Here is a 17,935-nt window from a genome sequence, read left to right as displayed (position 1 = left end):
AGTCCCGCCGGCGACAGATGGCGGAACGATGACATCCATCATGCAACAGCCCCGTGCAATTGCGCCGGCGGAAAACCGCGGGCCCAAGGCTGCCGCATCTCGCATCGTGTGGTCCTTTCAGGAGAGTGTCAATCGCGCAGCGCGCTCGCTGGGATGCTGCGGTTAAGCCGTTGCGAGGGCTGATGTTCGTCGCTGGCACTCATCGGCAGGCACTGCTACGGCCGCGCCGGCAAGCCGGGTGCACGCGTCGCGCTGACTACGGTTCGATGGATCGTCGGGCTCGCGAAGCGAGTGTTGGATGAGCATGGATCGCCGTGATCGCACAAAGGCCAAAGGCATGATCGGGACACGCTATCGGAATCGATCACGTCGCGATCCGCGTCGCTCGCATCGATGATGCAGAGAAGCAACGCGCGATGTTCCACTGCATCGCGCAACGTTGCATCACGGCGCACTCTGAACTGACCATGAATAGCCGCGTGAGCGCGTTTCCGTTTGCGTCGATGCGTTTCAGGCTGGTGTAAGGTCAAGGCGCTAGCGATGAAGTGTGTCGGTGCATTGCCGACGCACGGAACTTTTGTTCCGTCTCACGTTCAACGTGCTCATCGAAGAGGCTCCCAATGACAACTCGTCTCCTTTCGACCGTGTCGTGTGCGGCGATTGCCACGGCGCTGTTCTATGCGACCGCGGTGCCCGCAATCGCGCAGGATGCGGCATGCGCGCCGGTCTCTGCCGTCGAGACCGCGCCGCCGCCGTTGCCGACCTACGATCAGCCGCCGGTGCCTGGTCCCGGCTATATGTGGTCGCCGGGCAATTGGTCGTGGGACGAGGATCGCGGCGATTACTACTGGGTGCCGGGCACCTGGGTGCAGCCGCCGCGGGTCGGACTGCTGTGGACGCCCGGTTACTGGGGCGCGTTCGGCGGCGGCTTCATCTTCCATCAGGGCTATTGGGGTGATCGCGTCGGCTTCTACGGCGGCATCAATTACGGCTTCGGCTACGGCGGGTCGGGCTATGAAGGCGGCCGCTGGGATCACGGCAACTTCTTCTACAATCGCACCGTGAACAATCTGCAGGGGGCGCGGATCACCAACGTCTACGAGAAGAACGTCACGATCAATCAGACCACCGTCAACAACGTCAGCTACAATGGCGGCCGCGGCGGCATCGAGATGCGGCCGACGCCGGCCGAGCGCACGATCGCCAAGGAGCAGCACTTCGCGGCGACGCCGTTGCAACGCAAGCAGGTCGAGACCGCAAGCCAGGATCCGAACCTGTTCAAGCGGACCAACAATGGCGTGCCCGCAGTCGCCGCAACGGCGCGTCCCGGCGAATTGAAGGGACCGGGCGTAGTTCGCGCGCGGCCGGCCGGCGAGGCGGTGCCGGCCAACGCCGCACGGCCGGCGGCCGGGGAGCCGGGGCACCCGGGAGCTGCACCTGCACCCGCGCCCGCAACAGCACCGGCTGCTTCCCATGCGCTCCCGGTCCCGGGAAAGGAGCTTCCGGCGGCGCATCCGCCCGCCGAGGCGAACAAGCCCGCGGCCGAGGAGAAGCGCGCAGCACCTGCTCCCGAGACCAAGGCCGAGCCGCACCCTGCTGCGCCGGCACCTGCCGGATCCCTAGCGCTTCCGGTTCCCGAGAAGGGCGTTGCGGCGCATCCGCCCGCCGAAGCGAACAGGCCCGCGGTCGAAGAGAAGCGCGCGGCGCCTGCCGCCGAGCCGAAGCTTGAGCCGCATCCTGCAGAAGCGGCGCGGCCTGCCGTGCAGGAGAAGCGGCCCGAAGAGGTGCGCAAGGAAGAGCCGCGTCCCGAGCCTGCCGCGAAGCCCGTCGCGCGGCCCGAGCCAGCGAGGCCCGAAGCGCGACCGGAGCCAGCAGCGAAGCCGCAAGCGCACCCGGAGACGATGGCGCGCCCTGAGCCGCATCCGCAGCCGCAGGCCGCCCATCCCCAGCCGGCGGCACGGCCGGAGCCGCACGCCGCTCCGCATGCTGCGCCTGCGGCAGGTCATCCCGCAGAGGAGAAGCGGCAGGAGCAACACTAAGGCACGTCCGCGCTCCGCTGGCTCGTTCCGGCGGACCGCGGTATTGTTCCGCCTGTGCAAGCGATCATCAGTGGAGGTTGGTCATGGCACAGAGTCATGGCGGCGATGGACAGCTCGACGATGGCAAGCCGCGCTTGAGCGAGGACGACATGCAGCGTGCCCTGCTCGGTCCGAGGGGCGTGCCAGGCAAGGCGGATACCGCCAAGATGACGCCGCAACAGCAAAAGAACATGCCGAACTATCTGGACCCCGGACATACATCCTAACTTGTCATGTGACGTGAGCGCATGCTGCGTCGGCCGCTTCCGGGCGGCGCGCCTGCGCACTTGCAAATCGCCTGCTTTTGCGCCCTCATGATTGCAGGTGCACTCACGGTGTTGCGGAGCAGGTTGTGAGAAATCCGTACGAGGTTCTTGGCGTTGCCCCGACGGCGTCTGCGGCCGATATCCAGAAGGCTTATCGAAAGCTGGCGAAGAAGCTGCATCCGGATCTCAATCCGGGCGACAAGGCGGCCGAAGACAAATTCAAGGAAGTCGCTGCTGCGAACGATCTGCTCTCGGATGCCGAGAAGCGCAAGCGCTTCGACGCCGGCGAGATCGATGCTGATGGCGCCGAGCGGCCGCAGCATCGCTACTACCGGGATTTCGCCACCGCGGATGCGGGGCATCCCTATGCCGACAGCTCCGGCTATGCCGACTACATGGACCAGGACGACGCCTTCGCCGAATTGCTCCGGCGCAGCGAGCAGGCGCGCGCCAACCGGCGTGGCCGCGATTTGCATTACGCTCTCGCGATCGACTTCGCGGAATCGATCACCGGTGCGAGCAAGCGGCTGACGCTTCCCGACGGCGGTACGCTGGACGTGACGATCCCGCCGGGGCTCGTCGATGGCCAGATCATTCGGCTGCGCGGCAAGGGCATGCCCGGCAGCGGCAAGGGCGGTCCCGGCGATGCGCTGATCGAGGTGGAAGTTCGCCCCGATCCGCGCTTCACCCGCGAAGGTGACGACATTACGCTGGAACTGCCGATTTCGCTGTCCGAGGCGGTGCTCGGCGGAAAAGTCCGCGTTCCGACGCCGACCGGTGCCGTGACCATGACGGTTCCGAAGGGATCGAACACCGGCACGACCATGCGGTTGCGCGGCAAGGGCGCGCCCCGCGTCGGCGGAGGCCATGGCGACGAACTCGTCAAGCTCAAGGTGGTCCTGCCCAAGGGACCCGATCCCGAGCTCGAGGCGTTTGTGTCGAACTGGGATCGAAAGGCATTCGATCCGCGCGAGGATGGTGCATCATGAACAAGCAGCAGTTCCTCATCGATGCGGGTCTGGAGGTGCAGACCCTGGAGTTCTGGATCGAGCAGCAATGGCTGGTGCCGGACGAGACCGCCAGCGAGATCAGCTTCTCCGACACCGACGTGGCGCGCGCGCATCTGATCCGCGACCTGAAGGGCGACTTCGGCGTCAACGACGAGGGCATCGACGTCATCCTTCATCTGGTCGATCAGCTGCACGGCCTGCGCCGTGCGTTCGAGCAATTGCACAAGGACATCGCGTCGCCACCGCGCTAGGCGCCTCACTTGCGACGAACCTCAGCCTTGGGACTCAGCCTTGGGATCAGCCTGGGAGACGATCATGACGGACAAGCCGACGCCGCTGGCGCATGGCGAGATCGACGTTCTTATCCTGCAGGCGCTGGTGCGCAAGCTGATCGCGAAGGGCGTGCTGACGCCGGACGACGTCCGGTCGATGCTGTTCGAGGCCGCCAAGAATCTTGACCTGGTCGGCAGCGAACTGACGACGGAAGCCGCCAACATCATCGTGCAGGAGGATCTCGCGCCGGCATTCCTTGGCGGCTAGCGCATGATCCGGAAAAGTGGAAGCCGGTTTTCCCTCGCGACAAACGCAAAGCGTTTGCGCGCAGATCACGCTCAAACAAAGAGCTCAAATAAAAAAGGCTTCAGGTCTGGCCGCCGCGGGTGGAGACCAGCCGGATCCGGGTGACCTGACCGGCATTGCCGGCGAGATAGGCTTGTGCGTCACGCACCAGCCGCTCCACGGCGGCCGCGTCATAGCTCGGATGACGGGTGTTCAGATGCAGGTCGGTCTCGATCTGCATGACGTTTGTCGTGTCCGCGGCGCCGATCTCGACCGAGAACGACACCAGCGATACGTGCGGGCTCTTGAAGGCCATCGCTCGATCTCCCTCATCGCGTGACGCGCGGCGCGCATCGGTACGATGGGCGCAGTCTATCTCAAGCTGCCGAATCTTGCTCGGCCGCTCGCATCGCAGCCGGACGCGCCCTGTCGAGCTCCTCGATCATGCCGCGGGCGATCTCGCGCTCGCCCATGATCACGATGTCGGCGCCAAGTGCCTTGAGATGATCGACCTCGGCGTCGGAATGCGCACGGGCGATGATCTGGATATCGGCATTCGCGGCGCGCGCCTGTTCGACGATCTGGCCGGCCTCGAAGGCTTCGGGAATGGCGATGACCAGCGATCGCGCGCCGGCCGGATTGGTCGCGCGCAGCACGCTGGCGCGCGCGGCGTTGCCCATCAGGGCTTCGATGCCGCGCTCCTTGAGCTTGGCGACCATGTCGTCGGACGCCTCGACCGCGAGAAACGGCGCGCTGCGTTGATGCAGCGCATCGCCGACGATGCTGCCGACCCGGCCGTAGCCGACCAGGATGGTGTGATCCTGCAATTCGGTGACCGGGATTGGTTCAGAAGCTGCGGCAGTTGGCGAGGAGGTCTGCGGCTTCTTGAGTCGCGACGTCAGCCAGTCGACGACCGCGAACACCAGCGGGTTGAGCATGATCGAGAAGATCGCGCCCGCCAGGATCAGGTCGCGGCCGGCCTTCGGCAGCAGATTGAGCGCAACGCCGAGTTCGGCGAGGATGAAGGAGAATTCGCCAATCTGGGCGAGGCTCGCCGAGATCATCAGGGCGGTTGCCATCGGATGACGGAACAGCACGACGATCAGAAGGGCGGCGATCGACTTGCCGACCACGATGACGAACAGCGTCGCTGCGAACGGCCAGGGCTCGCGGACCACGCTGAGTGGATCGAACAGCATGCCGACGGAGACGAAGAACAGCACCGCGAACGCATCGCGCAGCGGCAGGGTCTCCTGGGCCGCGCGCTGGCTGAGCGGCGATTCCCGCAGCATCATGCCGGCGAAGAAGGCGCCGAGCGCCAGCGAGACGCCGAACAGCTTGGTCGCGCCGAACGCGATGCAGAGCGCGATCGCGAGCACGGTCAGCCGGAACAACTCGCGCGAGCCGGTATGCGCGATGTAGTGCAGGACCCACGGGATCAGCCGGCGCCCGACCACCAGCATCAGCGCGATGAACACGGCGATCTTGATCAGCGTCAGCACCAGCACGCCGGTCAATCCGAGACCGAAACGAGCGGCGAGCGGGTCGGAGGTAAGCGCCGCGCCATCGCCGCCCTGCAGGCTCGCCACCGCCGGGAACAGCACCAGCGCCAGCACCATGGCGAGGTCTTCGACGATCAGCCAGCCGACCGCGATCTTGCCGCGTTCGGTGTCCATCAGGCGGCGCTCCTGCAGCGCGCGCAACAGCACGACGGTACTTGCGACCGACAGCGCGAGGCCGAACACCAGACCCGCGCCGACGGTCCAGCCCATCAATAGCGCGAGGCCGAGGCCCATCAATGTGGCGACCGCAATCTGCGCAATCGCGCCGGGCACCGCGATCGCGCGCACCGACAACAGATCGTTCAGCGAGAAATGCAGGCCGACGCCGAACATCAGGAGAATGATACCGAGCTCCGCCAGTTCGGTTGCCAGCGCCTGATCGGCAACGAAGCCGGGTGTGAAGGGACCGACGGCCACGCCCGCGAGCAGATAACCGACCAGTGGCGGAACCCGAAAGCGCTGGGCGATGGTTCCGAAGACAAAAGCGAGGCCGAGGCCCGCGACGACGGTCGCGATCAGAGGTGTGTCATGCGGCATTTCGCCTTGTCGCACAGCATCCGTGGCGGTGCACCGCGACCATTTGAGGCGCGGCATTCCGCGCGGAAATCGTGATCTATTGCTCATGGCGTGAGCATATGATCTCATGCCGGGATGGATCCGCGGCTTCCCGAGACCGATCTCGTCATCTTCGACTGCGACGGCGTGCTCGTCGACAGCGAGGAATTGAGCTGCCGCTGCCTTGCCGAGGCGATGGTGCAGGCCGGCATCGGGATGAGCACCGAGCGGGCGCTCGAACTCTTCCTCGGCCGCAGCACCGCGGCCGTGGTCGACTACTGCCGGGGCGTCGGAAAGCCGCTGCCCGAGACGTTTCTGCCTGACCTGGCGCTGCAGGTCCGTGAGACCTTCCGCTCCCGACTGAAGCCGATCGCCGGCATCGCGGCGGTGCTCGAGGAATTGCGGCTGCCATATTGTGTCGCCTCATCGAGCGATCTCGAGCGGGTGAAGTTCTCGCTGGAGCTGACCGACCTCGCCGCCAGCTTTGGGCCGCGGCTCTACACCGCGCAGATGGTCAGGCAGGGCAAGCCGGCCCCTGATCTGTTCCTGCATGCGGCAAGCGCGATGGGCGCCGCGCCGCGCCGCACGCTCGTGATCGAAGACAGCGTCAGCGGCGTGATGGCCGCGAAGGCGGCGGGCATGAAAGTGTGGGGATTTGTCGGCGGCGCCCACTATCGGTTGGCGGATGGCAGTGCTCTGCTGCGGCAAGCGGGGGCGGATCGAATCTTCGCCGCGATGACGGATTTCTGGATGGAAGGCTGACGCAAGACGATGGCTGCGCCCGACAACGAAAAGTCTCGCCTCGACGATGCGGCGCGCGCCGGCTGGCTGTATTTCATCGCGGGCCACACCCAGGATGAGATTGCGAAAATGCTGCAGGTGTCGCGCGCCTCCGCGCAGCGCCTGGTGTCGCTGTGCCTGGCGGAGCGGCTGATCACGTTTCGCCTCGAACATCCCATCGCGGCCTGCATGGAGCTGGCCTCCCGGCTGAAGGCGCGGTTTGATCTGGTGCATTGCGACGTCGTGCCGACCGATCCGGCGGCGCCGCTGTCGAATGCGGGAATCGCTGAGCGCAGCGCCAATCTGCTGGAGACGACGCTGCGCTCGGAGACGCCCGTGATCGTGGCGCTCGGCACCGGCCGCGCGGTGCGCGCCGCGGTCGAGCGGGTCTCGCCGATCGAGCGGCCCGATCACCAGATCGTCTCGCTGGTCGGCAACATCTCCGCCGACGGCTCGGCGAGCTTCTACGACACGGTGGGACGGCTCGCCGACCGCACCGGCGCGCGCCATTACCCGATGCCGCTGCCGTTCCTGATGTCGAGCGAGGACGAGCGCAACCGCATGGTGCGCATCGACCCGATCGCGCGGGTGAGGGCGGTCGCCGCCAAGGCCGATCTACGGCTGATCGGCATCGGCCAGATGGACCAGAAGGCCCAGGTCCATGTCGACGGCTTCGTCACCCGCGAGGAACTGCTGGAGATGATGCGGCTCGGCGCGGTCGGCGAGGTGACCGGCTGGGCCTATGACGCCAAGGGCCGCCTGATCAAGGGCGGCACCAACAAGCGCCTGACCAGCATTCCGCCGCAGATCCCAGCGGAAGCGACCACGATCGCGGCGGCGGTCGGCGCCGCCAAGGTGCCGTCGATCAAGGCCGCATTGGCGGGCCGGGTGGTCAACGGCCTCATCACCGATGAGGCTACCGCGCGCGCGGTGCTGGATCGTTAGGCGCCACGAGTCGTACTTCACCTCGCCCCGCTTGCGGGGAGAGGTCGGATCGCATCGGAGATGCGATCCGGGTGAGGGGGAGTCTCCGTGCAGTCGTCCGCTTCGTATGCGCGGAAAGAGCCCCTCACCCCAACCCTCTCCCCGTAAGAACGGGGCGAGGGAGCGCAGTCCCGCTGCGGCCGCAAATCAAGTTGCCTTCTGGGTCTCAGCGCCCTTCTTCATCTCCGCAAACACCTCCATTCCAGCGTGCAGTGGAACCCGCGAACGCGCGGGACGGCGCTCCCGCGCGCTTGACAAAGTTTGGCGACAGTATGAACATACGCTCAACACGTGGGCATATGCTCAACGTGACATAAGGGAGGTCACCTTGAAAAACGTCCTTTGCGCCGTTGCGGGCGCGGCTGCTGTTTTGATCTCTGCCCCCTCGATCGCCCAGACCACGCTGACGGTGGCGACCGTCAACAATGGCGACATGATCCGCATGCAGGGGCTCACCAGCGAATTCACCGCGAAGAACCCCGACATCACCGTCAAATGGGTGACGCTCGAGGAGAACGTGCTGCGCCAGCGCGTGACCACCGACATCGCCACCAAGGGCGGCCAGTTCGACGTGCTCACCATCGGCACCTATGAGGTGCCGATCTGGGCCAAGAAGAACTGGCTGGTGCCGCTCGACAAGCTCGGCGCCGATTACGACGTCGGTGACCTCTTGCCCAAGATCAAGGACGCGGTCTCGGTCGACGGCAAGCTCTACGCCGCGCCGTTCTACGGCGAAAGCTCGATGGTGATGTATCGCACCGACCTGTTCGACAAGGCCGGCCTGAAGATGCCGGAGAGCCCGACCTGGGACTTCGTGGTCGACGCCGCCAAGAAGCTGACCGACAAGTCCGCCGGCGTCTACGGCATCTGCCTGCGCGGCAAGGCCGGCTGGGGCGAGAACATGGCGTTCCTGACCGCGATGGCGAATTCCTTTGGTGCGCGCTGGTTCGACGAGAAGTGGGAGCCGCAGTTCAATTCACCGGAATGGAAGAAGACGCTGACGACCTATGTCGACCTGATGAAGCAGGCCGGCCCTCCCGGCGCCTCTTCCAACGGCTTCAACGAGAACCTCGCACTGTTCAACGCCGGCAAATGCGCGATGTGGATCGATGCCACCGTGGCGGCGTCGTTCGTGAGCAATCCGAAGGAATCCACGGTCGCCGACAAGGTCGGCTTCGCGCTGGCGCCGAACACCGGGCTCGGCAAGAACGCCAATTGGCTGTGGGCGTGGAGTCTCGCGGTCCCCGCCGGCTCGAAGAAGGTCGAGGCGGCCGAGAAGTTCATCGCCTGGGCGACCAGCAAGGACTACACCAAGCTCGTCGCCGCGAAGGAAGGCTGGGCCAACGTGCCGCCGGGCACGCGCACCTCGCTGTACAACAACCCCGACTATCTGAAGGTCGCCCCCTTCGCCAAGCTGACCTTGGCCTCGATCGACGCCGCCGATCCGAACAAGCCGACGGTGAAGCCGGTGCCTTACGTCGGCGTGCAGTACGCGGCGATCCCTGAATTCCAGGGTATCGGCACCCAGGTGGGCCAGCAGTTCTCCGCGGCGCTCTCAGGCTCGACCACCGTCGATGCGGCGCTCACCGCTGCCCAGTCCGTGACCGAGCGCGAAATGAAGCGCGCGGGCTACATCAAGTAAAGCACGCCTGAAACAAAGCCGGGGCGCGACAGCCGCCTTGGCCGCCCGACCAGCTTAGACCTCCCGAGCTGGGCCACTTGCGACCATCCTGTCCCGCAGCGGGATGGTCGCTCCTTTCCTTGAGAAGGAGGCGGGGATGGCGACCCAGCAGACCCAACTGCTTGCACGCACGCTGCTCACGCCCGCGGTGGCGCTGCTGTTCATCTGGATGATCGTGCCGCTGGCGCTCACGATCTATTTCGCGACCCTGCATTACAATCTGCTCGATCCCGGCTCTGAATCATTCGTTGGGCTGGAGAATTTCCGCTACTTCCTGACCGATCCGGCCTTCCTCGCCTCGTTGCAGAACACGTTGGTGCTGGTCGGCTCGGTGCTCGCGATCACGATCATCCTCGGCGTGCCGCTGGCGCTGCTGCTCGACCAGCAGGTGGTCGGGCTATCGATCGTCCGGCTGATGGTGATCGCGCCGTTCTTCGTGATGCCGACGGTGAGCGCGCTGGTCTGGAAGAACCTGTTGATGCATCCGGTGTCGGGCCTGTTCGCCTGGATCGCGCATCTGTTCGGGCTGCCGGCGATCGACTGGTTCAACGACGCGCCGTTGTTCTCGGTGATCCTGATCATCTCCTGGCAATGGCTGCCGTTCGCGACCCTGATCCTGCTGACCGCGCTGCAATCGCTCGACGAGGAGCAGAAGGAGGCGGCCGAGATGGACGGCGCGAGCGCGATCTCGACCTTCATCTACATCACGCTGCCGCATTTGGCGCGCCCGATCACCGTGGTGATCCTGATCGAAACCATCTTCCTGCTCACGGTGTTCGCGGAGATCTTCGTCACCACCGGCGGCGGCCCCGGCCTGCAGACCACCAACATCGCCTTCCTGATCTATTCGCAGGCGCTGATCCAGTACGACGTCGGCAGCGCCTCGGCGGGCGGCCTGGTCGCGGTGGTGCTCGCCAACATCGTCGCCTTCTTCCTCGTTCGTATCGTCGGCCGGAATCTGGAGGCGTAACGTCATGGCGCGGATGGTCACGACACGGCGCAAGGTGATCTCGACGGCGGCGGCCTGGCTGGTCGGCTTCCTGATCTTCTTCCCGATCCTCTGGATGGTGCTGGCGAGCTTCAAGACCGAGCTCGAGGCGTTCGCGATCCCGCCCTCGTTCCTGTTCTTCCACTGGACCACCGAGAACTACGCCACGGTGCAGGAGCGCAGCGACTATTTCCATCACGCGCTCAACTCGATCATTATCGCCGGCGGCTCGACCTTGATCGCGATGCTGATCGCGATCCCGGCGGCGTGGTCGATGGCGTTCTCGCCGACCAAGCGGACCAAGGACGTGCTGCTCTGGATGCTCTCCACCAAGATGATGCCGCCGGTCGGCGTGCTGGTGCCGATCTATCTGATCTACCGCACCTTCGGCCTGCTCGACACTCGCTCCGGCCTGATCTTCATCCTGTGCCTCGGCAATCTGCCGATCGTGATCTGGATGCTGTTCACCTATTTCAAGGAGATCCCCAAGGACATCCTCGAGGCGGCGCGGATGGACGGCGCCACGATCGGCCGCGAGCTGATCTATGTGCTGACGCCGATGGCGGTGCCGGGGCTGGCCTCGACGTTGCTGCTCAATCTGATCCTGGCGTGGAACGAGGCGTTCTGGACCCTCAATCTGTCGACGCTCGAGGCGGCGCCGCTCACCGTCTTCATCGCGTCCTATTCCAGCCCGGAAGGATTGTTCTGGGCGAAATTGTCGGCGGCGTCGACGCTCGCGATCGCGCCCATTCTCGTGCTCGGCTGGTTCAGTCAGCGGCAGCTCGTCCGCGGCCTGACCTTCGGCGCGGTCAAGTAGCAGAAAGGCTTTTGCCATGGGTCAGATTACGCTGCAGGGTGTGCAAAAATCGTTCGGGCCGGTCCACATCATCAAGGGCGCCGATCTCGACATCGCCGACGGCTCCTTTGTCGTGTTCGTCGGTCCGTCCGGCTGCGGCAAGACCACGCTGCTGCGGCTGATCGCAGGGCTCGAGGATGTCACCGGCGGCGCCATCCTGATCGACGGGCGCAACGTGGTCGACGTGCCGCCGGCCAAGCGCGGGCTGTCGATGGTGTTCCAGTCCTACGCGCTCTATCCGCATATGAGCGTGCGCGGCAACATCGCGTTCGGCCTGAAGATGGCCGGGATCGCCAAGGACGAGATCAACCGCAAGGTCGAGGCCGCCGCGGCGACGCTCAACCTCACGCCCTATCTCGACCGCAAGCCGCGCGAGCTCTCCGGCGGCCAGCGCCAGCGCGTCGCGATCGGGCGCGCCATCGTGCGCGAGCCGAAGGCGTTCCTGTTCGACGAGCCGCTGTCCAATCTCGATGCCGCGCTGCGCGTGCAGATGCGGCTCGAGGTGACGCGGTTGCAGAAGCAGCTCGGCACCACGGCGATCTACGTCACCCACGACCAGGTCGAGGCCATGACCATGGCCGACAAGATCGTGGTGCTGAACGGCGGCAAGATCGAGCAATACGGCTCGCCGCTCGAGCTCTATGAGAAGCCGGCCAACCTGTTCGTCGCAGGCTTCATCGGCTCGCCGAAGATGAATTTCGTCACCGGTGAGATCGCCAAGCAGCAGGGCGCCGCGACCATCGGAGTGCGGCCCGAGCATTTGAGGGTCGAGCGCGACGGGCAGGGCGGCTGGCACGGCACCGTCTCGGTCGCCGAGCATCTCGGCAGCGACACCTTCCTCTATGTCGACGCCGGACCGCTGGGAATGCTGACCGCGCGCTATGTCGGCGAGCTTGACCTGCATCCCGGCGACCGGGTGTCGCTGATCCCGGATCCGGCGCGCATCCACCGTTTCGACGACAGCGGAAAATCGATTCACGCGTAGAGCATGATCCGGACCCGGAGGGCCGCGTTAGCGCAAAGCGTGAAGCGGCTTTCCGAACAGATCATGCTCAAAGAGAAGCTAAGGAAGAAGAAAATGTATCTCGAAAAATTCAGGCTCGGCGGCAAGACCGCCATCATCACCGGCGCGGGTCAGGGCATCGGGCTCGCCTGCGCCGAGGCGCTCGCCGAAGCCGGCGCCAAGGTCATCATCGGCGATCGCGACGCCAAGGTTGCCAATGACGCGCAGGCGGCGCTGAAGGCCAAGGGCTTTGACGCCGACATCGCGCTGATGGACGTGACGGATTCCGGTCGCGTCGCTGCGGTCGCCGACGAACTGGTCGGCAAGTACGGCAAGGTCGACATTCTCGTCAACAATGCAGGCATCGCCCGCAGCGAGACGCCGGCCGAGACCGTGACCGACGAGCACTGGCTCAACGTCATCGACGTCAACCTGAACGGCACCTTCTGGTGCTGTCGCGCCTTCGGCAATCACATGCTGAAGGCGAAATCCGGCACCATCGTCAATGTCGGCTCGATGTCCGGCTTCATCGTCAACAAGCCGCAGGAACAGTGCTTCTACAACGCCTCCAAGGCCGCGGTGCATCACCTGACGAAATCGCTCGCCGCCGAATGGGGCGCGCGCGGGGTTCGCGTGAACGCCGTGGCGCCGACCTATATCGAGACGCCGCTGAACGCCTTCGTGAAGAACAGCCCCAGAATGTACGACGCCTGGATCGGTGGAACCCCGATGGCGCGGATGGGGCAGGTTGACGAGATCGCCTCCGTGGTGCTGTTCCTGGCGTCCGAGGCGGCGAGCCTGATGACCGGAAGCATCGTTCTGGTCGATGGCGGCTACACTTGCTGGTAGGCTTGCGCCCGGGGATTGTGCTCAACGGAAGATAGAGCGGTCATGCGGCAAGCCTATATCGGGGTGGACGTCGGCAGCACCAGCGCCCGGGCGGGCGTGTTCGACGAGTCGGGGAAGCTGCTCGGGTCGGCCCGGCATCCGATCCGGGTCTGGCACGAGCCCGGCGATATCGTGGAGCAATCGTCCGATGACATCTGGGCGGCCTGCGTCGCCTCCGCGCGCGGTGCGATGCGGGAGGCTGCGGTTGCCGCCGAACACGTCAAAGGCATCGGCTTCGACGCGACCTGTTCGCTGGTCGTGCTCGACAGGGCGGGCCGGCCGCTCACCGTCAGCCCGTCGGGCGATCCCGCGCGCAATGTCGTGGTCTGGATGGATCACCGCGCGATGGATGAAACCGAATTCGTCAACGTGACCGGCGACAAGGTGCTGCGCTATGTCGGCGGCGCCATCTCGCCGGAGATGGAGATCCCGAAGATCCTCTGGCTGAAGCGGCATCTGCCCGCGACCTTCGAGGCCGCCGGGCATTTCTTCGATCTTGCCGACTATCTGTCGTTCCGCGCGTCCGGCTCGCTGGCGCGCTCGACCTGCACGATCACCTGCAAATGGACCTATGTCGCCGGCGAGGGCGGCTGGAGCGAATCCTTTTTCAAGCGGGTCGGGCTCGAGGCGCTCGCGGCCGACCGTTTTGGGCGGATCGGCAGCGAGATCGTGCCGCCCGGCTCGCCGCTCGGTCGCGGGCTGTCCGAGGATGCCGCGCGCGATCTCGGCCTGCTGCCGGGAACCGCGGTCGGTGCCTCCCTGATCGATGCCCATGCCGGCGGCGTCGGCGCGATCGGCGGCCGCGATGGCTCCGGCGCCGAGGTCGATGTCTGCCAACGGCTCGCCTACATCATGGGAACGTCGGCCTGCATCATGGCGACGACGGTCGATCCCTGCTTCGTGCCCGGCGTCTGGGGTCCGTATTTCGAAGGCATGGTGCCGGGCTTCTGGCTGAACGAGGGCGGCCAATCGGCGGCGGGCGCCGCGATCGATCACCTGCTCAAGTCGCATCCGGCGCATGCCGAGGTTGCGCTCGCGGCGAAGACCGACGGCGTCGACGTCATCGAATATCTCGAGAAGCGCATCCTGGCGCGCAGCGGCAATGCCTGTGCTGCGGCGTTGCTCGCGCGCAACGTTCACGTTCTGCCTGAGTTCCTCGGCAACCGTTCGCCCTATGCCGATCCCGGCTCGCGCGCGGTGATCGCGGGGCTCGATCTCGACACCGACGTGTCGGCGCTGGAGCGGCTGTTCATCGCCGGCCTGTGCGGGCTGGCCTATGGCCTTGCCGACGTCATCGACGCCTTGCAGGCGCATGGCGTCAAAGGCAAGACCATCGTGATCGGCGGCGGCGCGAGCCGCAGCCCCCTGGTGCGCCAGATCATGGCCGACACGACAGGCTACACGGTGGCACTGCCGGAGACCCAAGAACCCGTCTTGCTCGGCGCCGCGATGCTGGGCGCGGTCGCCAGCGGTGCGCACAACTCGATCAATGCGGCGATGGCCGGCATGTCGGCGCTCGGGCGGTTGAGCGAGCCGACCAGGCCGGAGCTCGCCGAGTTCCACCGCAAGAAGCGCGGCGTGCACAAGATGCTGCGAGAGCTTGAGCGCGACAGCCGCGAGGCGATGAGGCGGGCGCCCGGCGAAGCGCCGACGTAAGGTTTGCCCCATGCTGCTGAGTTGCGGAGATGCGCTGATCGATTTCCTGCCGTCGAAGACGGCGGATGGACGTGAGGCCTTGACGCCCGCCGTCGGCGGCTCCTGCCTCAACATCGCGATCGGCAGCGCCCGGCTCGATGTTCCCACCGGCTTTGTCGGCGGCATCTCGACCGACACCTTCGGCAGGATGATCGCCGATCATGCCGCGGCGTCCGGCGTCGATCTTCGTCGCGCCACGCGGAGCAATCGCCAAGCCACGCTGGCCTTTGCGCGCGTCACCGGCACCGAGACGCAATACGCCTTCTACGACGCCGACACCGCGTCGCGGAACTGGACCTATCGGCGCGATGCGGTCGCGCTTGACGGCGTCACCTGCGTGCATACCGGCTCGACCACGCTGGTCCATGACAAGGGTGCGGCGGAGACGCTGGCCTTGATCGAGGATGCGCGGCCGAACGTGACGATCTCGCTCGATCCGAACTGCCGACCGAACCTCGTCAAGGACAAGGACGCCTATCGCGCGCGCATGCTGGCGTTCTGCGGCAAGGCCGACATCGTAAAGATGTCCGACGTCGACTTCGCCTATCTGTTCGGTGACGAGGCCCATGCTGCGCGGGCCGAGACGCTGCTGTCGGGCGGCGCATCGCTCGTCGTCATTACGCGCGGCAATGATGGCGCTTGCGCCTGGCATCGCAAGGCAGGACCGATCGCGGCCGAAGCGCCGGTGGTCAACGTCGTCGATACGATCGGCGCCGGCGACAGCTTTCAGGCGGCGCTGCTCGCCGCGTTGCATCGGTTGGACCGGATCGCGCAGCCGCAGTTGCGCGACGTCTCCGCAGCCGAGCTGACCCGTGCGTTGTCCTTTGCCTGCAAATGCGCCGCTTTCACCTGCACGCGGCCCGGCGCCGATCCGCCGCGCAGCCGGGAGTTGCCGGCCGACTATTGGTAAGCCATGCAGGGCCTCAGCCGGCGCGGCGTCCCGCGCGATGCCGTCGCTTGACGCTTAGTCTCATTTTGCGTGCTGCGCCTGCGAAGGCAAATCTGCCCGGCGATGCGTGAAGGCGTCCGAAGCACCCGATATCGCTCGGATTTGATGCCAACCCGCGATCGCTGCATTTCGATCGTGCGAAGTCATGCTGCTTCGGCTTCGCATGGAGCGCATCGGTTGTCTTTGTGAAAGACCGCGCTAACATGGAACCCATCCATCGATACCTGTCGTCGTCTTTTTTGATCGTCTATTGCAGCGCAACCAGGCCATGCAACGGGTTGCGGGCTCGCCAGGGCGACCGGGCCTCGAAGGGAAGTAGCAGACACGCATCCCTAATATTGCAACCAAGAAATAACGGGGGAAGATATGTATGTGAGAGGGATTGCGGCATTCGCCGCCGCGCTCGGCGTTGGCCTGTTGTCGGGCGCCGCCATCGCGCAGGAAGTCAAGCAGGAGAAGCAGTCGGTCCTCGGCAACGCCAATGTTTCTCCGGTGACCCAGGAGCAGCTCAACGCCGCCGACAAGAACAGCAGGGATTTCCTGCTCACCAACGGCAACTATGCCCAGACGCGATTCTATCCGGGCAAGCAGATCAGCCGGGACAATGTGAAGGACCTGCACGTCGCATGGATCTTCCAGACCGACGTCAAGGAATCGCTTGAGACATCTCCGATCGTCGTCGATGGCGTGATGTTTGTCACGACGTCGTTCAGCCATGTCTATGCGCTCGACGCCAAGACCGGTCAGCAGCTCTGGCACTACGCCCACAAGATGGGCCCGATCACGATTTATTGCTGCGGTCCCAACAATCGCGGCGTCCAGGTGCTCGGCGACCGGGTCTATCTGGCGACGCTTGATTCCAAGCTGATGGCGCTGAATGCCAAGACCGGCGAGGTGGTCTGGACCACCAACATCGCCGATCCCGAGCTCGGCTACAGCGAGACGATGGCGCCGACCGTGGTTAAGGACAAGGTGCTGATCGGAACCAATGGCGGCGAATACGGCATCCGCGGCTTCGTGCGCGCCTATGACGCCAAGACCGGCAAGCAGCTCTGGAATTTCCACACCATTCCGGAGAACTCCGTCGGTGTCTGGGCGACCAAGGATGCCACCGGCCGTGACATGCATCGCAATATCCAGGCCGAGAAGGACATGCTCGCCAAGATCGGCGATCCCTATGCCAAGCTCGGTGGCGGCGTGTGGCAGAACCCGTCGGTCGATCTCGCGACCAACCGGATCTACTTCGTCGTCGGCAACCCGTCGCCCGACCTCGACGGGTCGAACCGGCCCGGCGACAACCTCTACACCAACTCGCTGGTCTCGCTCGATCTCGACACCGGCAAGTATGTCTGCCACTTCCAGTACATCGCCCATGACGTCTGGGACCTCGACGCGGTCAGCCCGACGGTGCTGGTCAACGTCAAGGACAAGAGCGGCAAGACGATTCCCGGCGTCATCCATGCCGGCAAGACCGGGCACATCTATGTGCACGATCGCAAGGACTGCAGCCTGATCCGCTTCTCCGAGGCGATGGTGCCGCAGGAGAATATGTGGGTGCTGCCGACCAAGGAAGGCGCGCGCATGCTGCCCGGCGCCAATGGTGGCGTCGAATGGTCGCCGATCGCGACCGATCCGGGACAGGAGCTGGCCTACGCCATCAACCTGCATCAGCCCATGCACTACCGTGTCGAGAGCTCGCCTTATCCGAACGGCAAGCTGTGGCTGGGTGGAGCCTTCACGGCAATCCCCGGTGAACAGCAGTCAGGCAACATCACCGCGGTAAACTACAACACCGGCAAGATCAAATGGCAGGTCAAGACACCCGAACCCATGATCGGCGGCATTCTGGCTACCGCCGGCGGTCTGGTGTTCACCGGTGAAGGCAATGGCAAGTTCGCGGCCTATAATTCCTCCACGGGCAAGGAGCTGTGGAGCTTCCGCGCCGGTGCCGGCGTCAATGCGCCGCCGTCGAGCTACATGGTTGGCGGCAAGCAATATGTCGTGGTCGGCGCAGGCGGTAACACCCAGGTCGACTTCAAGCGTGGCAACAACATCATCGCCTTCACGCTCGACTGAGCCAAG

At 65.2% G+C, this 17,935-nt stretch carries 17 protein-coding genes; 15 read left to right on the top strand and 2 right to left on the bottom strand.

Annotation, left to right across the window (positions count from 1 at the left end; all coding sequences use genetic code 11):
- The first annotated feature begins 620 nt into the window (after positions 1-620).
- The 5 genes from ACVW1B_RS25975 (at position 621) to ACVW1B_RS25955 (ending at position 3,894) form a co-directional block, all read left to right on the top strand.
- Positions 621-2,039, top strand: coding sequence for a hypothetical protein (locus ACVW1B_RS25975; protein WP_456822411.1), 1,419 nt, complete (start codon positions 621-623; stop codon positions 2,037-2,039).
- Between the two features lie 83 nt (positions 2,040-2,122).
- Positions 2,123-2,305, top strand: coding sequence for a hypothetical protein (locus ACVW1B_RS25970; RefSeq protein ID WP_028343296.1), 183 nt, complete (start codon positions 2,123-2,125; stop codon positions 2,303-2,305).
- Between the two features lie 125 nt (positions 2,306-2,430).
- Complete coding sequence (locus ACVW1B_RS25965) at positions 2,431-3,333, top strand: DnaJ C-terminal domain-containing protein (RefSeq protein ID WP_212056530.1); 903 nt, start codon at positions 2,431-2,433, stop codon at positions 3,331-3,333.
- Positions 3,330-3,605 (top strand): chaperone modulator CbpM, encoded by a 276-nt coding sequence (locus tag ACVW1B_RS25960; protein WP_092081643.1) that lies wholly within the window; start codon positions 3,330-3,332, stop codon positions 3,603-3,605. Before ACVW1B_RS25965 ends, ACVW1B_RS25960 begins: the two co-directional genes overlap by 4 nt.
- 64 nt (positions 3,606-3,669) lie before the next feature.
- Positions 3,670-3,894, top strand: coding sequence for a hypothetical protein (locus ACVW1B_RS25955; RefSeq protein ID WP_016843345.1), 225 nt, complete (start codon positions 3,670-3,672; stop codon positions 3,892-3,894).
- Between the two features lie 100 nt (positions 3,895-3,994).
- On the opposite strand, the gene ACVW1B_RS25950 is transcribed toward ACVW1B_RS25955, so the two are convergent.
- Both ACVW1B_RS25950 and ybaL read right to left on the bottom strand, forming a co-directional pair.
- A complete protein-coding gene (locus ACVW1B_RS25950; RefSeq protein WP_028343292.1) occupies positions 3,995-4,228 on the bottom strand; it encodes a hypothetical protein in 234 nt (77 codons plus the stop codon).
- Between the two features lie 61 nt (positions 4,229-4,289).
- Positions 4,290-6,011 carry a YbaL family putative K(+) efflux transporter gene (ybaL, locus tag ACVW1B_RS25945; protein WP_456822410.1) on the bottom strand — a complete coding sequence of 574 codons (1,722 nt, stop codon included), beginning with the start codon at positions 6,009-6,011 and terminating at the stop codon, positions 4,290-4,292.
- Between the two features lie 114 nt (positions 6,012-6,125).
- Between ybaL and ACVW1B_RS25940 the strand changes: the two genes are divergently transcribed.
- The 10 genes from ACVW1B_RS25940 (at position 6,126) to ACVW1B_RS25895 (ending at position 17,929) form a co-directional block, all read left to right on the top strand.
- Positions 6,126-6,791 carry an HAD family hydrolase gene (locus ACVW1B_RS25940; protein ID WP_456822409.1) on the top strand — a complete coding sequence of 222 codons (666 nt, stop codon included), beginning with the start codon at positions 6,126-6,128 and terminating at the stop codon, positions 6,789-6,791.
- Between the two features lie 9 nt (positions 6,792-6,800).
- Complete coding sequence (locus ACVW1B_RS25935) at positions 6,801-7,754, top strand: sugar-binding transcriptional regulator (protein ID WP_057019228.1); 954 nt, start codon at positions 6,801-6,803, stop codon at positions 7,752-7,754.
- Positions 7,755-8,121: 367 nt separating this feature from the next.
- Complete coding sequence (locus ACVW1B_RS25930) at positions 8,122-9,435, top strand: ABC transporter substrate-binding protein (protein ID WP_225646512.1); 1,314 nt, start codon at positions 8,122-8,124, stop codon at positions 9,433-9,435.
- A gap of 136 nt (positions 9,436-9,571) precedes the next feature.
- Positions 9,572-10,444, top strand: a complete 873-nt coding sequence (locus tag ACVW1B_RS25925; RefSeq protein ID WP_024583852.1) for a carbohydrate ABC transporter permease — start codon at positions 9,572-9,574, stop codon at positions 10,442-10,444.
- A gap of 4 nt (positions 10,445-10,448) precedes the next feature.
- Positions 10,449-11,279 (top strand): carbohydrate ABC transporter permease, encoded by an 831-nt coding sequence (locus ACVW1B_RS25920; RefSeq protein ID WP_028334898.1) that lies wholly within the window; start codon positions 10,449-10,451, stop codon positions 11,277-11,279.
- A gap of 16 nt (positions 11,280-11,295) precedes the next feature.
- A complete protein-coding gene (locus ACVW1B_RS25915; protein WP_028352159.1) occupies positions 11,296-12,303 on the top strand; it encodes an ABC transporter ATP-binding protein in 1,008 nt (335 codons plus the stop codon).
- Between the two features lie 93 nt (positions 12,304-12,396).
- Positions 12,397-13,170, top strand: a complete 774-nt coding sequence (locus ACVW1B_RS25910; RefSeq protein ID WP_057019317.1) for an SDR family NAD(P)-dependent oxidoreductase — start codon at positions 12,397-12,399, stop codon at positions 13,168-13,170.
- Positions 13,171-13,212: 42 nt separating this feature from the next.
- The gene (locus tag ACVW1B_RS25905) at positions 13,213-14,865 is read left to right on the top strand and encodes an FGGY-family carbohydrate kinase (RefSeq protein ID WP_253607236.1); all 1,653 of its coding nucleotides are present in this window, start codon (positions 13,213-13,215) and stop codon (positions 14,863-14,865) included.
- 10 nt (positions 14,866-14,875) lie between these two features.
- A complete protein-coding gene (locus tag ACVW1B_RS25900) occupies positions 14,876-15,814 on the top strand; it encodes a carbohydrate kinase family protein (RefSeq protein WP_057019232.1) in 939 nt (312 codons plus the stop codon).
- Between the two features lie 405 nt (positions 15,815-16,219).
- Positions 16,220-17,929, top strand: coding sequence for an outer membrane protein assembly factor BamB family protein (locus ACVW1B_RS25895; RefSeq protein WP_456822408.1), 1,710 nt, complete (start codon positions 16,220-16,222; stop codon positions 17,927-17,929).
- Positions 17,930-17,935 lie beyond the last annotated feature (6 nt).

Source organism: Bradyrhizobium sp. USDA 4502 (assembly GCF_054063355.1).
Note: the sequence above shows the minus strand (reverse complement) of the source record. Positions and strands in the feature narration are given on the sequence as shown.